The sequence below is a fragment of the Streptomyces sp. NPDC004658 genome, from assembly GCF_040609555.1.
Taxonomy (GTDB): Bacteria; Actinomycetota; Actinomycetes; order Streptomycetales; family Streptomycetaceae; genus Streptomyces.
The window spans coordinates 25,119-38,840 of the sequence record NZ_JBEXKG010000068.1 but is presented as its reverse complement, the minus strand read 5'-3'; the positions used below and the strand labels follow the sequence as shown (position 1 = coordinate 38,840).

14 protein-coding genes are annotated in these 13,722 nt (G+C 71.8%); 9 read left to right on the top strand and 5 right to left on the bottom strand.

Translation table 11 applies throughout. The annotated features are described in order from the left end of the window. Nucleotides 1–12 precede the first annotated feature (12 nt). Nucleotides 13–444 (top strand): DUF6542 domain-containing protein, encoded by a 432-nt coding sequence (locus ABZV94_RS22850; RefSeq protein WP_356343006.1) that lies wholly within the window; start codon nucleotides 13–15, stop codon nucleotides 442–444. Between the two features lie 32 nt (nucleotides 445–476). Here the strand turns inward: ABZV94_RS22850 and ppgK are convergent, their stop codons facing one another. Together ppgK and ABZV94_RS22840 are read right to left on the bottom strand one after the other, a co-directional pair. Continuing rightward, on the bottom strand, nucleotides 477–1,223 hold the full coding sequence (gene ppgK, locus ABZV94_RS22845; protein WP_356342996.1) for a polyphosphate--glucose phosphotransferase: 747 nt from the start codon (nucleotides 1,221–1,223) through the stop codon (nucleotides 477–479). A 29-nt stretch (nucleotides 1,224–1,252) separates the two neighbouring features. Further along, entirely contained in the window at nucleotides 1,253–2,269 is a 1,017-nt protein-coding gene (locus tag ABZV94_RS22840; protein ID WP_356342994.1) for a 4-hydroxy-3-methylbut-2-enyl diphosphate reductase, read from the bottom strand. Between the two features lie 65 nt (nucleotides 2,270–2,334). Here ABZV94_RS22840 and ABZV94_RS22835 point away from each other — a divergent pair, with 65 nt between their 5' ends. The 4 genes from ABZV94_RS22835 (at nucleotide 2,335) to ABZV94_RS22820 (ending at nucleotide 5,917) form a co-directional block, all read left to right on the top strand. Continuing rightward, nucleotides 2,335–3,711, top strand: coding sequence for an APC family permease (locus ABZV94_RS22835; RefSeq protein WP_356342991.1), 1,377 nt, complete (start codon nucleotides 2,335–2,337; stop codon nucleotides 3,709–3,711). Between the two features lie 43 nt (nucleotides 3,712–3,754). Further along, a complete protein-coding gene (xseA, locus tag ABZV94_RS22830; protein ID WP_356342989.1) occupies nucleotides 3,755–4,963 on the top strand; it encodes an exodeoxyribonuclease VII large subunit in 1,209 nt (402 codons plus the stop codon). Next, nucleotides 4,960–5,193 (top strand): exodeoxyribonuclease VII small subunit, encoded by a 234-nt coding sequence (locus ABZV94_RS22825; protein WP_356342987.1) that lies wholly within the window; start codon nucleotides 4,960–4,962, stop codon nucleotides 5,191–5,193. Before xseA ends, ABZV94_RS22825 begins: the two co-directional genes overlap by 4 nt. 133 nt (nucleotides 5,194–5,326) lie before the next feature. After that, nucleotides 5,327–5,917: a malonic semialdehyde reductase gene (locus ABZV94_RS22820; RefSeq protein ID WP_356342985.1), complete on the top strand. Its 591-nt coding sequence runs from the start codon at nucleotides 5,327–5,329 to the stop codon at nucleotides 5,915–5,917. A gap of 79 nt (nucleotides 5,918–5,996) precedes the next feature. Here ABZV94_RS22820 and ABZV94_RS22815 read toward each other — a convergent pair whose 3' ends face one another. Continuing rightward, nucleotides 5,997–6,524: a DUF4245 domain-containing protein gene (locus tag ABZV94_RS22815; RefSeq protein WP_356342983.1), complete on the bottom strand. Its 528-nt coding sequence runs from the start codon at nucleotides 6,522–6,524 to the stop codon at nucleotides 5,997–5,999. Between the two features lie 127 nt (nucleotides 6,525–6,651). On the opposite strand from ABZV94_RS22815, the gene glpX reads away from it, so the two are divergent. Further along, nucleotides 6,652–7,686, top strand: coding sequence for a class II fructose-bisphosphatase (gene glpX / locus ABZV94_RS22810; protein ID WP_356342981.1), 1,035 nt, complete (start codon nucleotides 6,652–6,654; stop codon nucleotides 7,684–7,686). Between the two features lie 109 nt (nucleotides 7,687–7,795). On the opposite strand, the gene ABZV94_RS22805 is transcribed toward glpX, so the two are convergent. After that, on the bottom strand, nucleotides 7,796–8,170 hold the full coding sequence (locus ABZV94_RS22805; protein ID WP_356342978.1) for a WhiB family transcriptional regulator: 375 nt from the start codon (nucleotides 8,168–8,170) through the stop codon (nucleotides 7,796–7,798). A gap of 123 nt (nucleotides 8,171–8,293) precedes the next feature. Beyond that, complete coding sequence (locus tag ABZV94_RS22800) at nucleotides 8,294–8,983, bottom strand: DUF1707 domain-containing protein (protein WP_356342977.1); 690 nt, start codon at nucleotides 8,981–8,983, stop codon at nucleotides 8,294–8,296. Between the two features lie 144 nt (nucleotides 8,984–9,127). On the opposite strand from ABZV94_RS22800, the gene ABZV94_RS22795 reads away from it, so the two are divergent. The 3 genes from ABZV94_RS22795 to ABZV94_RS22785 all read left to right on the top strand — a co-directional run bounded on the left by ABZV94_RS22795 (nucleotide 9,128) and on the right by ABZV94_RS22785 (nucleotide 13,400). After that, nucleotides 9,128–10,822, top strand: a complete 1,695-nt coding sequence (locus ABZV94_RS22795; RefSeq protein ID WP_356342975.1) for a fumarate hydratase — start codon at nucleotides 9,128–9,130, stop codon at nucleotides 10,820–10,822. 418 nt (nucleotides 10,823–11,240) lie between these two features. After that, the gene (locus ABZV94_RS22790; protein WP_356342973.1) at nucleotides 11,241–12,626 is read left to right on the top strand and encodes a class II fumarate hydratase; all 1,386 of its coding nucleotides are present in this window, start codon (nucleotides 11,241–11,243) and stop codon (nucleotides 12,624–12,626) included. 84 nt (nucleotides 12,627–12,710) lie between these two features. Continuing rightward, on the top strand, nucleotides 12,711–13,400 hold the full coding sequence (locus ABZV94_RS22785; protein ID WP_356342971.1) for a DUF402 domain-containing protein: 690 nt from the start codon (nucleotides 12,711–12,713) through the stop codon (nucleotides 13,398–13,400). Nucleotides 13,401–13,722: the final 322 nt, after the last annotated feature.

The following is a 13,722-nucleotide window of genomic DNA, read 5'->3' as shown; positions in this document are numbered from 1 at the left end:
GCCGCGCGGCCGGTGCGGGAGGCGCGCCCCGCTGCGGCGGACGGGCGGCTGACCGGCCCGCGGCTGCCCAACCCGCGGCTGACCGGGCTCGGCAGCGGGCTGTTCTGCCTCGCGGCCATGTTCCTGTTCGGCTGGCTGGACCAGCTGCTGTTCGGCGCGTCCCCGACGGTCTACGGCGTGCTGTTCCTGCCGGTGTGCGTGCTGACCGCGCTGTGGGTGCGCGGCGGGGACGTGCTGACCGCGCCCGTCGTCGTACCGATCGCGTTCGCCGTCGGGCTGCTGCCGGTCGCCGAGGGCGGCGGGGGGCTGCTCGGCCGCCTGATGGGGCTGGTCACCGGGCTCGCCACCCAGGCGGGCTGGCTGTACGCGGGGACCCTCGCGGCCGGGGTGATCGTGCTCGTCCGCCGGGTGCGCTGGGTGCGGCGGCGCCGGCGCCGCGACTGACGCGGGGCCGGCACCGCTCGTGATCGACCCACCTAGCCGCGCTGGGCCGCTCTCATCGCCGCGCCCACGATCCCCGCGTTGTTCTGCAGCTGGGCGGGGACGATCTCGGCCTTGACGCCCTCGATGAGGTGCAGGAACTTGTTCGCCTTGCGGCTGACCCCGCCGCCGATGATGAACAGCTCCGGCGAGAACAGCATCTCCACATGGGCCAGGTACTTCTGGACGCGGTGCGCCCACTGCTCCCAGCTGAGGTCGTGGTCCTCCTTGACCTTGCTGGAGGCGCGCTTCTCGGCGTCGTGGCCGTCCAGCTCCAGGTGGCCCAGCTCGCTGTTGGGGAGCAGGACGCCGTCCACGAAGACGGCGCTGCCGATGCCCGTGCCGAAGGTGAGCAGGATGACCGTGCCCTTGCGGCCCCGGCCGGCGCCGAACTGCATCTCGGCGACGCCCGCCGCGTCCGCGTCGTTGACGACGGTCACCGGCAGGCCGCCGAGCCGGCCGCTGAACAGCGCGCGGGCGTCCGTGTCGATCCAGCTCTTGTCGACGTTCGCCGCCGTGCGGACCGTGGCCCCGCCGGTGACCACGCCGGGGAAGGTCAGGCCGACCGGGCCCGTCCACCCGAAGTGGTCCACCACCTGTTTGACCCCGTCCGCCACGCCCTCGGGCGTCGCCGGGTGCGGGGTGAGCACCTTGCAGCGCTCCTGGGCCAGGTCGCCCCGGTCCAGATCCACAGGGGCGCCCTTGATGCCGGATCCGCCGATGTCCACGCCGAAGATCTGCATGGCACCACGTTACGACGGGCCACTGGCGGTCACGCCTCCAAGGTGCCGCTTCCGCCGCGCTCCGCGACCAGGGCCGCCGCCTCCTCGCGCAGGTCGCGGCGGAGTTCCTTGGGCAGCGAGAAGGTGATCGACTCCTCGGCGGCCTTGACGATCTCCACGTCGCCGTAGCCGCGCTCGGCGAGCCACTGGAGGACCTGCTCGACCAGTACGTCGGGCACGGAGGCGCCGGAGGTGACGCCGACGGTCGTCACGCCCTCCAGCCAGGCCTCGTCGATCTCGTCGGCGAAGTCCACCAGGTAGGCCTCGCGGGCGCCGGCGAGCTTGGCGACCTCGACCAGCCGCTTGGAGTTGGAGGAGTTGCGGGAGCCGACGACGATGACCAGTTCGGCCTCGGCGCCCATCTGCTTCACGGCGAGCTGCCGGTTCTGCGTGGCGTAGCAGATGTCGTCGCTGGGCGGGGAGACCAGGCCCGGGAACTTCGTCTTCAGGGCGTCGACGGTCTCCATCGTCTCGTCCACGGAGAGGGTGGTCTGGGAGAGCCAGACGACCTTGGACGGGTCGCGGACCTCGACCTTGGCGACGTCCTCGGGGCCGTCGACGAGCTGGATGTGGTCGGGGGCCTCGCCGGAGGTGCCGATGACCTCCTCGTGGCCCTCGTGGCCGATCAGGAGGATGTCGTAGTCCTCGCCCGCGTACCGGACGGCTTCCTTGTGGACCTTGGTGACCAGGGGGCAGGTGGCGTCGATGGTGGCGAGCCGGCCCTGCCGGGCCTCCTCGTGCACGACGGGGGCGACGCCGTGCGCGGAGAACATGACGATGTTGCCGGGCGGCACCTCCTCCGTGCGCTCGACGAAGATCGCGCCCTTCTTCTCCAGGGTCTGCACGACGTACTTGTTGTGGACGATCTCGTGCCGGACGTAGATCGGGGCCCCGTACTGTTCCAGGGCCTTCTCGACGGCGATCACGGCGCGGTCCACGCCGGCGCAGTAGCCCCGGGGGGCGGCGAGCAGGACACGGCGGCCAGAGGAAGCGGTCATGCGTCCCATCGTAAGGCCGCGTTCGGGGGCGCCGAGATCGCGTGCCCACGGCCGCGCGGGGAAGACTTGCGCGTATGCCCGACACCGGAACGACAGCCTCCACGACCGGCGCGCACGAGCGGCTGCGGCGCAGCCTCGGCTTCCGGGACCTCGTCGTCTACGGACTGCTGTTCATCGCGCCGATGGCACCGGTCGGGGTGTTCGGCACGCTCGACGCGACGTCGCACGGCGCGGTGGCACTGGTGTACGTGGTGGCCACGGTCGCCATGGCGTTCACCGCGTTCAGCTACGCGCAGATGGTGCGGGTCGTGCCGCGGGCCGGCTCGGTGTTCGCGTACGCGCGCGCGGGGCTCGGGAAGGGGGCCGGGTTCGTCGCGGGCTGGATGGCGATGCTCGACTACGTGCTCATCCCGGCGGTGGCCTACCTCTTCTCCGGCATCGCGATGAACGCGCTGGTCCCGGAGGTGTCCCGGTGGGTGTGGACGGCACTGGCCGTGGTCGTCACCACCCTCCTCAACCTGTGGGGGGTGCGGGCCGCCGCGCGCGTGGGCTTCCTCGTGCTGGCCCTGGAGATCGCGGTCCTGCTGGTGTTCACGGTGTCGGCGGTGGTGGTGCTGGCGCGGGACGGGGCGCAGCGGGGGGTGCTGTCGCCGCTGACCGGGGACGGCACGCAGGGCGCGTTCGCGCTGTCGGCGGTGATCGGCGCGGTGTCCGTGGCGGTCCTGTCCTACCTGGGCTTCGACGCGATCGCCACGTTCGCGGAGGAGGTCACCGGGGGCTCGGAGAAGGTGGCCCGGGCGCTGCTGTTCTGCCTGGCGCTGGCCGGGGTGCTGTTCGTGGCGCAGACGTACCTGGTCGCGCTGCTGGAGCCGGCGACGTCCGCGCGGCTCGCGCGGGACCCGGGGGCCCAGGGTTCGGCCTTCTACGACGCGGTGGACTCCGCCGTCGGCACGTGGCTGCACGATCTGGTGGCCGCGAGCAAGGCGGTCGGGGCGGCGTTCGCGGCGCTGGCCGGGCAGGCGGCGGCCGGGCGGCTGCTGTTCGCGATGGGCCGTGACCGGCGGCTGCCGCGGGTCCTGTCCCGGACGGACGGGGGCGTGCCGCGGGTGGCTCTGCTGTGCGCGGCGGTGATCACGCTGGTCGCGGCCGGGTGGGCGGCACGGCGGGACGACGGCCTGGACAAGCTGGTGTCGGTGGTAGACATCGGGGCCCTGTCCGCGTTCACGCTGCTGCACGCGAGCGTGGTGGGGTATTTCGTGGTGCGGCGGGGGGAGCGGAACTGGTGGCGGTATGCCGTGGCGCCGGGGGTGGGGGCGGCGATCACGGTGGCGGTCATCGTGGCAGCGGCGGGAGTCGCGCAGGTGGTGGGCGCGGTGTGGCTGGTGATCGGCCTGCTGGTGCTGGCGGGCCGGCGGGAACCGCCGGACAGCCGCGGGACAGCCGACGGCTGAGGGCAGCGCCGGACTGTCGGTGGCGGCCACTACGCTCGTCGCCATGGCTGTGAACACGTCTCCCGAGACCCCGCTCCCCGTGGGCGAGGTCTCCCGGCTGATCGGCGGCTGGATCGACCGGCTCGGCGCGGTGTGGGTCGAGGGGCAGATCACGCAGCTGTCCCGCCGTCCCGGCGCCGGCGTCGTGTTCCTCACGCTGCGCGACCCGTCGTACGACATCTCCGTGAGCGTCACCTGCTACCGCCAGGTCTTCGACGCGGTCGCGGACGTCGTCGGCGAGGGCGCCCGAGTCGTCGTCCTGGCGAAGCCCGAGTGGTACGCCCCGCGCGGCCAGCTGTCCCTGCGCGCCGCCGAGATAAGGCCCGTCGGCGTCGGTGAGCTGCTGGCCCGGCTGGAGCAGCTGAAGAAGGCGCTCGCGGCCGAGGGCCTGTTCGCGCCGGAGCGGAAGAAGCCGCTGCCGTTCCTGCCGCAGCTGATCGGGCTGGTGTGCGGCCGGGCCTCCGCGGCGGAGCGGGACGTGCTGGAGAACGCCCGGCACCGCTGGCCCGCCGTCCGGTTCGAGGTGCGCAACGTCCCCGTCCAGGGCGTGCACGCGGTCCCGCAGGTCGTGCAGGCGGTGAAGGAGCTGGACGCGCTCGACGAGGTGGACGTGATCATCGTCGCGCGTGGCGGCGGCAGCGTGGAGGACCTGCTGCCGTTCTCCGACGAGCAGCTGGTGCGGGCCGTGGCCGAGTGCCGCACGCCCGTGGTGTCCGCGATCGGGCACGAGCCGGACAATCCGCTGCTGGACCACGTCGCCGACCTGCGCGCCTCCACGCCGACCGACGCGGCGAAGAAGGTCGTGCCGGACGTCGGCGAGGAGCTGGAGCGGGTGCGGATGCTGCGGGACCGGGCGCGGCGGTGCATGAACGCGTATCTGGAGCGGGAGGAGCGGGGGCTGGCGCACGCGCTGGCGCGGCCCTCGATAGAGGATCCGCACCGGATGATCGACGAGCGCGCCGACCATGTGGCCGCGCTCCTCGACCGGGGCCGGCGGACGCTGGGGCATCTGCTGGACCGCGCGGAATCGGAGCTGACGCACACGCACGCGCGCGTGGTGGCCCTCTCCCCCGCGGCGACGCTCCAGCGCGGTTACGCGGTGCTGCAACGGGCGGACGGGCACGTGGTGCGCGATCCGGCCGAGGTGACGGCGGGCGAGGCGCTGCGCGCCCGCGTCGCCGACGGTGAATTCACGGTGAAGGTGAGCGAATGACGAGCAAGGTGGACGAGGCGCTGTCGTACGAGCAGGCGCGGGACGAGCTGATCGAGGTCGTACGGCGGCTGGAGGCGGGCGGTACGTCGCTGGAGGAGTCCCTGGCGCTGTGGGAGCGCGGCGAGGAGCTGGCCAGGGTGTGCCGGCGCTGGCTGGAGGGGGCCCGGGCCCGGCTGGACGCGGCGCTGGCCGAGGAGGAGGAAGGGGAGGCGGAGTCGGACGGCGAGTAGGGGCCGGCGCCGGGCTGTGAAGCGAGTCACCCCACCCCCGCTTTAGTTGAAGGTTAAACCTCTTGTGTCGTAGGGTCGGTGACATCAGCCGGTCCGGTACCCCGGGCCGGACACGCCCCTGAGGAAAGTCACCATGTCTCTCGTTCTTGACCCCGCCGCCCAGGACCTGCTGTTCCGCGAGGCCCGCACCGCGAACACCTTCACCAGCGAGCCGGTGACCGAGGAGCAGGTGCAGGCGATCTACGACCTGGTCAAGTACGGCCCCACCGCCTTCAACCAGACCCCGCTGCGCATCACCCTGGTCCGCTCCGCCGAGGCCCGTGAGCGCCTGGTGCAGCACATGGCCGAGGGCAACAAGGCCAAGACCGCCACCGCCCCGCTGGTCGCGATCCTCTCCGCGGACAACGAGTTCCACGAGGAGCTGCCGGCCCTGTTCCCGGCCTTCCCGCAGGCCAAGGACGTCTTCTTCGCCGAGCGCGCGGCCCGCGAGGGCTCCGCCACCCTGAACGCCGCCCTCCAGGCCGCCTACTTCATCGTCGGCGTCCGCGCGGCCGGCCTCGCCGCCGGCCCGATGACCGGCTTCGACCACGAGGGCGTCCGCAAGGAGTTCCTCGACGACGACCACACCCCGCTCATGGTCGTCAACATCGGCAAGCCGGGCCCGGACGCCTGGTACCCGCGCTCCCCGCGCCTGGCCTACGAGGACGTCGTCACGACCGTCTGAGCCACCTGAGCATGACGAGAGAGGCCCCCGGCGGTGCCGGGGGCCTTTCGTCTGCGCGCACGCGGGCGCAGCGGACGGGTCACTCCATCCGCAGCGCCGCCGCCATCGTCCTCAGCTCCTCGAAGGAACCGGTGCCGGCCACCACCGTCGTGGAGCCGGGCGTGTCCTGGAGCACCAGGGCGTCGTACCGGCCGCCGGTGTAACGGGTCCAGGTACGGCCGTCGATCTCCTCGGTCCGCTTGGTCGCCGACGCGCCCTGGCTGGCCTGGTCGATGAAGTCGGCGCGCTTCTCCGCGCCCTGCTCGACCTGCACGTACTGACCGTCCGGGGTCTGGAAGCCGAGGTGCCAGCGGTCCGACTTCTCTCCCTGGAAGCGTACGGAGGTCGCCTTCCAGGTACTCGGCAGGCCCTCGGGCGCGGCCACCGGGTAGCTCGCCGCCCGGCGGGCGGTGACCAGTTCGACCCGGTAGTCCACCCGCTTGAGGTCGGGAGCGTGATCGTCGTGCGGGATCGCGATGAAGTAGACGACCAACCCCACGATGGCGATCACGACCAGGGAGAGAACCATGTCCCGGGCCGTCTTCTGCTTGCCGTTCGAACCTGCCACGCCCCCTATCGTCGCAGGTGCCCCAAGCGCTCATCCGTGGGGTCCCCTGCTCATTTTGTCTGCCTAACGATAGAGTCGGGTCCAAGACCCTCATCCGGCCGTCGTCGTATCAGAAAGGTGCGCTCCGATGACCGAAAACCACCACCTGCCGTCCGAGCTGGACGTCCCCTCCGAGGCTCCCGACCGCAACCTCGCCCTGGAACTCGTCCGGGTGACCGAGGCCGCCGCGATGGCCGCGGGCCGCTGGGTCGGGCGCGGTGACAAGAACGGCGCCGACGGTGCCGCGGTGCGCGCCATGCGGACCCTCGTCTCCACCGTGTCGATGAACGGCGTGGTCGTCATCGGCGAGGGCGAGAAGGACGAGGCCCCGATGCTCTTCAACGGGGAGCACGTGGGCGACGGCACCGGTCCCGAGGTCGACATCGCCGTCGACCCGATCGACGGCACCACGCTGACGGCCAAGGGCATGCCGAACGCGATCGCCGTCCTCGCCGCCGCCGAGCGCGGCGCGATGTTCGACCCGTCCGCCGTCTTCTACATGGACAAGCTGGTCACCGGCCCCGAGGCGGCGGACTTCGTCGACATCAACGCGCCCGTGGAGGTGAACATCCGGCGGATCGCCAAGGCCAAGCGGTCCTCGCCGGAGGACGTCACCGTCGTCATCCTGGACCGGCCGCGGCACGAGGGTCTGATCCGCGAGGTCCGGGACGCCGGCGCGCGCATCAAGCTGATCTCCGACGGCGACGTGGCCGGCTCGGTGTACGCGCTGCGCGAGGGCACCGGCGTGGACCTGCTGCTCGGCATCGGCGGCACCCCGGAGGGCATCATCTCGGCCTGTGCCGTGAAGTGCCTGGGCGGGACCATCCAGGGCAAGCTGTGGCCGAAGGACGACGAGGAGCGGCAGCGGGCCATCGACGCGGGGCACGACCTGGACCGGGTGCTCACGACGGACGACCTGGTGTCCGGCGAGAACGTGTTCTTCGTGGCCACCGGCATCACCGACGGGGAGCTGCTGCGGGGGGTGCGGTACCGGTCGGAGACCGCGCTGACCGAGTCGATCGTCATGCGGTCGAAGTCGGGGACGGTGCGCAGGATCTTCTCCGAGCACCGGCTGAGCAAGCTGCGGGCCTACAGCGCGATCGACTTCGACCGGGCCAAGTAGGGGCGTCCGCTCGCAGGGGCGCGTGGAGCGCCGGCGGCTGCGGGTGCTCCGTGGCCGCCTTCGGCGGGGAAGCGCCCTCGGTGCGGAGAGGGCGCTCCTCCTCCGCGTGTCAGCCCGCCATACGGTCGGCCGACGCCCGCGCCGCCTTCTTCAGTTCCAGGTCCCGGCGGCGGCGCCTCGCCAGGACGACCCGGCGTTCGGCCGCCGTGAGGCCGCCCCAGACCCCGTAGGGCTCGGGCTGGAGGAGGGCGTGTTCGCGGCACTCGACCATGACCGGGCAGCGGGAGCAGACGCGCTTGGCCGCCTCTTCTCGGGACAGCCGGGCGGCGGTGGGTTCCTTCGACGGGGCGAAGAACAGGCCGGCCTCGTCGCGCCGGCACACCGCCTCGGTGTGCCAGGGGGCGTCTTGGTCCCTGTCTCGCACTGGCACCCGCTGGGCCGGAACGGCAGCGACCTGCAGGGACGAATGCGGCGGTTGCAGCACGGTCTACTCCTGACGACGGCTTCGCGAGCGAGAGACGATGCAGCAAGGCCTACCCGCTGTGCGCGCGCCTATGCACAGCGTTCCCATCCGCGAGCGCGCGGCGCAGCGGTTCACGCCCCCGCGTCAGTGCCCCAGGTGTTTGCGCAGCTTGCGGTCCACCTTGTCCTGGACGCGCTCCAGGATGTCCGCCACCCGCTTGCCCCGCTTGGGCCGCGCCTCCACGTTGCCGAGGACGGCCCAGCCGTCGACGTAGACCACCGGCGCGGCGGAGTCGACCGAGTCCAGCGGGCTCACCTCGAAGTTGCCGAGCACACCGCCGCCGGTGCCGCGCAGCGAGATGTTCTCCGGGACGCGGATCTGGACGTCGCCGAAGACGGAGACCGCCTTGATGACCACCTGCTGGTACTCGAAGATCGCCTCGCTGAGGTCGATCTCGACGCTGCCGAAGACCGCGTACGCGTGCAGCCGGCGCCCGGCCCGCCAGCGGCCCCGCCGCATGGCGCTGCTGAACACCGCCACCACGTTCGCGTCGGCCTCCCCCGGGATCGCGCCCGGGGTGGGCCGGGGCGGCACCGGCGTGTAGGCGGGGGCGGTCGGGTGCTGGTGGGCGGCGGGCAGGTCACGGATGAAGACCTCCAGCTCACCCACCGTCTTGGCGTGCAGCACCCCGTCCACGCGCTCGGCGTGCTCGTCGGCGGTCAGCCGGCCCTCGGCCAGGGCCTCGCGGAGGATGTCGGCGACCCGGTCGCGATCGGCGTCGGAGGCGCGCAGCTCGGTGGCGGGTGTGGGTGCGGTCTGCTTCTGAAGGTCCACGGAGGCAGCGTACCCACACACGATAGATCGCGACACCCCTGACTGAGCCTTACCTCACAGGTTCGCCGCCGACGGCAGGTTCTACGCTGGTGAGGCCCGCCAGCGTCGGCGGGCGCCGTCCGTCAGAGTGAGGAATGGGCTGAGATGCCGCGTAGTTCCCCCCCAACCCGCCCAGCGTTCGCGTACACCGATCTGCTCCCCCAGGGCGAGGACACCACTCCTTACCGGCTGGTGACCTCAGAGGGCGTCTCCACGGTCGAGGGACCGGACGGGCGGACGTTCCTCAAGGTGGAGCCGGAGGCGCTGCGCAAGCTGGCCGAGGAGGCCATCCACGACATCCAGCACTACCTGCGCCCGGCCCACCTCGCCCAGCTGCGCCGCATCATCGACGACCCGGAGGCCTCCAGCAACGACAAGTTCGTCGCCTTGGACCTGCTGAAGAACGCGAACATCGCCGCGGCCGGCGTGCTGCCGATGTGCCAGGACACCGGCACGGCGATCGTCATGGGCAAGCGCGGCCAGAACGTGCTGACGGCCGGCGAGGACGAGAAGCACCTGTCCCACGGCATCTACGACGCCTACACCAAGCTGAACCTGCGCTACTCGCAGATGGCTCCCCTCACCATGTGGGAGGAGAAGAACACCGGCACCAACCTGCCGGCGCAGATCGAGCTGTACGCCACCGACGGCGGCGCCTACAAGTTCCTGTTCATGGCGAAGGGCGGCGGCAGCGCCAACAAGTCCTTCCTCTACCAGGAGACGAAGGCCGTCCTGAACGAGGCCTCCATGATGAAGTTCCTGGAGGAGAAGATCCGCTCGCTCGGTACGGCCGCCTGCCCGCCGTACCACCTGGCGATCGTGGTCGGCGGCACGTCCGCCGAGTACGCGCTGAAGACCGCGAAGTACGCCTCCGCGCACTACCTGGACAACCTGCCGGCCGAGGGCTCGCCGCTCGGCCACGGCTTCCGGGACGAGGAGCTGGAGGAGAAGGTCTTCGAGCTGACCCAGAAGATCGGGATCGGCGCGCAGTTCGGTGGCAAGTACTTCTGCCACGACGTCCGCGTGGTCCGCCTGCCCCGGCACGGCGCGTCCTGCCCGGTCGCCATCGCCGTCTCCTGCTCCGCGGACCGCCAGGCGGTCGCGAAGATCACCGCCGAGGGCGTGTTCCTGGAGCAGCTGGAGACCGACCCGGCGCGCTTCCTGCCGGACACCACGGACGAGCACCTCGACGAGTCCTCCGACGTGGTGAAGATCGACCTCAACCAGCCGATGGACACGATCCTCGCCGAGCTGACGAAGTACCCGGTGAAGACCCGCCTGTCCCTGACCGGCCCGCTGGTCGTGGCGCGGGACATCGCGCACGCCAAGATCAAGGAGCGGCTGGACGCGGGCGAGGAGATGCCGCAGTACCTGAAGGACCACCCGGTGTACTACGCGGGCCCGGCGAAGACGCCCGAGGGCTACGCCTCCGGGTCCTTCGGCCCGACCACGGCCGGCCGCATGGACTCCTACGTGGAGCAGTTCCAGGCGGCGGGGGGCTCCAAGGTGATGCTCGCCAAGGGCAACCGCAGCAAGCAGGTCACCGACGCGTGTGCCGCCCACGGCGGTTTCTACCTCGGCTCCATCGGCGGCCCGGCCGCCCGTCTCGCCCAGGACTGCATCAAGAAGGTGGAGGTCCTGGAGTACGAGGAGCTGGGCATGGAGGCGGTCTGGAAGATCGAGGTCGAGGACTTCCCGGCGTTCATCGTGGTGGACGACAAGGGGAACGACTTCTTCACCGACCCGGCCCCCCAGCCGACGTTCACGTCGATCCCCGTGCGCGGCCCCGGCCTGGCGTAGCGACGCGGGCGGCGGGGAGCAACTCGCCCCCGCCGCCCGGCCCCCAGGGGCACCGCCCCTTTCGCCCCCGGGGCTCCCGCACCCGGGCACCGCGGAACAGCGCCCCCGAGACCACACGGCCCACCACGCGGCGGTACCACCGGAGGAACCAACGGGGCCGACTCCACCACCGACCGGCCGTGAGGCCACGCGGCTCGGCACGCGGCGGTGCCACCGCGGGAACCAACGGGGTCGGCTCCGTCACCGACCGCCCCAGCCGGCGTTCACGAGCACTCCGGTGCGGGGGCCGAGCCTGGCCTGACCCGCTCCTGACATCGCCTCCGGAGGCCGGAGCGGCGCGTGACGCGGGCTCAGCGGGCCGGCCACCCGACCGGCTCAATCCCGGAACATTCCGGTCCCCCCGACCGCTGTACGGGGCATGAGCGAATACCGCATCGAACATGACTCCATGGGCGAGGTCCGGGTCCCGGCCCACGCCAAGTGGCGGGCGCAGACGCAGCGTGCCGTGGAGAACTTCCCGGTCTCCGGACAGCGCATCGAGCGGGCGCACATCGAGGCGCTGGCCCGCATCAAGGCGGCGGCGGCGAAGGTGAACGCCGAGCTGGGCGTGCTGGACAAGGAGGTCGCGGAGGCGATCCAGGACGCGGCCGGCGAGGTCGCCGCGGGGAAGTGGGACGAGCACTTCCCGGTGGACGTGTTCCAGACGGGCTCGGGGACCTCGTCCAACATGAACACCAACGAGGTCATCGCGACGCTGGCGACCGAGCGGCTCGGCCGGGACGTGCACCCCAACGACCACGTGAACGCCTCGCAGTCGTCCAACGACGTCTTCCCGTCGTCCATCCACATCGCGGCCACCGCGGCCGTCACCCATGACCTGATCCCGGCCCTGGAGCACCTCGCCGCCTCCCTGGAGCGCAAGTCCGGGGAGTTCGCGGACGTGGTGAAGTCGGGGCGGACGCATCTGATGGACGCCACACCGGTGACGCTCGGGCAGGAGTTCGGCGGGTACGCGGCCCAGGTGCGGTACGGCGTCGAGCGGCTGAGGGCCTCCCTTCCGCGCCTCGCCGAACTCCCGCTGGGCGGCACCGCCGTCGGCACCGGCATCAACACCCCGCCCGGGTTCTCCGCCGCCGTCATCGAGGAGGTCGCCCGGGTCACCGGGCTGCCGCTGACCGAGGCCCGCGACCACTTCGAGGCGCAGGGCGCCCGGGACGGCATCGTGGAGACCAGCGGCCAGCTGCGGACCATCGCGGTCGGCCTGACGAAGATCGCCAACGATCTGCGCTGGATGTCCTCCGGGCCGCGCACCGGTCTCGCCGAGATCCGGCTGCCCGACCTCCAGCCCGGCTCCTCGATCATGCCGGGCAAGGTGAACCCGGTGGTCCCGGAGGCCGTGCTGATGGTCGCCGCGCAGGTCGTCGGGAACGACGCCACCATCGCCACGGCGGGCGCGGCCGGCAACTTCGAGCTGAACGTCATGCTCCCGGTCATCGCCAAGAACGTGCTGGAGTCGATCCGGCTGCTCGCCAACGTCTCGCGGCTGCTGGCCGACCGGACCGTCGACGGCATCACCGCCGACCGGGAACGCGCCCGTGAGTACGCCGAGTCGTCCCCGTCGGTGGTGACCCCGCTGAACAAGTACATCGGGTACGAGGAGGCCGCGAAGGTCGCCAAGAAGTCCCTCGCCGAACGCAAGACGATCCGCCAAGTCGTCCTGGAGAGCGGGTACGTGGAGCGCGGCGACCTGACACTGGAACAGCTGGACGAGGCGCTGGACGTCCTGCGGATGACGCGCCCGTAACCGGGAGCGGGCCTTTCCGGCCACCCGGCGACCGCCGTGACCCGCGCCGCAGCGTCGTATGCACCTGGCACCTAATATCTGTGCATGACGGACGACGGAGCGATGACACGAGTGGCGGCGGGACCGGCGGCGCACTGGACCCCGGGGACGCACATCCTGTGGCGCTACCGGGCCAACGGCGGCGATCAGTACCACATCGCCCGGCCCGTCACCGTCGTGCGCGACGACGCGGACCTGCTGGCGGTGTGGCTGGCCCCCGGCACGGAGTGCGTGAAGCCGGTCCTGGCCGACGGCACGCCCGTGCACCTGGAGCCGCTGGAGTCCCGGTACACCAAGCCGCGCACGGTCCAGCGGGACCGCTGGTTCGGCACGGGCGTGCTGAAGCTGGCCCAGCCCGGCCGGCCCTGGTCGGTGTGGCTGTTCTGGGAGCCGGGCTGGCGGTTCAAGAACTGGTACGTGAACCTGGAGGAGCCGCTGTCCCGGTGGGCCGGCGGGGTGGATTCCGAGGACCATTTCCTGGACATCTCGGTGCACCCGGACCGCAGTTGGCACTGGCGCGACGAGGACGAGTTCGCGCAGGCCCAGCGGGACGGGCTGATGGACGCGGCGACGGCCGGGCGGGTGCGGGCGGCCGGCCGGGAGGCGGTGGAGGTGATCCGCGCGTGGGGGACCCCGTTCACGGACGGCTGGCCGCACTGGCGACCGGACCCGTCGTGGACGGTACCTTCTCTCCCCGAGGACTGGGACCGCACCCCCGCGCGCGTATCCTCATGAGACCCTTGATGCGCCCCCAGGCAAGAAACGTAGGATCGTCCTCCGCAAGGGCGTAGCAGAGCAACTTCCGGGGCATGCGCCGGGCTTGACCGATCGTCACCGAGGGGCGGCAGGACGTGAGCGAGGGGTACCAGGGCACCACCACGAAGGCGTGCGGCGACCGGGCCGCCGGCCGCGCGGATCTCGCCACCGGCACAGCGGCCGCCTGCGGCCCGGCGGAAAATCCGTTCCTGGGGCACGTATTGCGGGTATCGGGAAGTCGGCGGGACCAACTGCGCGCCCGGCGCTCCCGGCGCGCAGCCCCGGACGGATGGATGCGACA

Bases quoted from the DNA above. Each gene is read 5' to 3' on its own strand.
- ppgK (WP_356342996.1), bottom strand. From the start codon at position 1,223: ATGCAGATCTTCGGCGTGGACATCGGCGGATCCGGCATCAAGGGCGCC.
- ABZV94_RS22840 (WP_356342994.1), bottom strand. From the start codon at position 2,269: ATGGGACGCATGACCGCTTCCTCTGGCCGCCGTGTCCTGCTCGCCGCC.
- ABZV94_RS22835 (WP_356342991.1), top strand. From the start codon at position 2,335: ATGCCCGACACCGGAACGACAGCCTCCACGACCGGCGCGCACGAGCGG.
- xseA (WP_356342989.1), top strand. From the start codon at position 3,755: ATGGCTGTGAACACGTCTCCCGAGACCCCGCTCCCCGTGGGCGAGGTC.
- ABZV94_RS22825 (WP_356342987.1), top strand. From the start codon at position 4,960: ATGACGAGCAAGGTGGACGAGGCGCTGTCGTACGAGCAGGCGCGGGAC.
- ABZV94_RS22820 (WP_356342985.1), top strand. From the start codon at position 5,327: ATGTCTCTCGTTCTTGACCCCGCCGCCCAGGACCTGCTGTTCCGCGAG.
- glpX (WP_356342981.1), top strand. From the start codon at position 6,652: ATGACCGAAAACCACCACCTGCCGTCCGAGCTGGACGTCCCCTCCGAG.
- ABZV94_RS22795 (WP_356342975.1), top strand. From the start codon at position 9,128: ATGCCGCGTAGTTCCCCCCCAACCCGCCCAGCGTTCGCGTACACCGAT.
- ABZV94_RS22790 (WP_356342973.1), top strand. From the start codon at position 11,241: ATGAGCGAATACCGCATCGAACATGACTCCATGGGCGAGGTCCGGGTC.
- ABZV94_RS22785 (WP_356342971.1), top strand. From the start codon at position 12,711: ATGACGGACGACGGAGCGATGACACGAGTGGCGGCGGGACCGGCGGCG.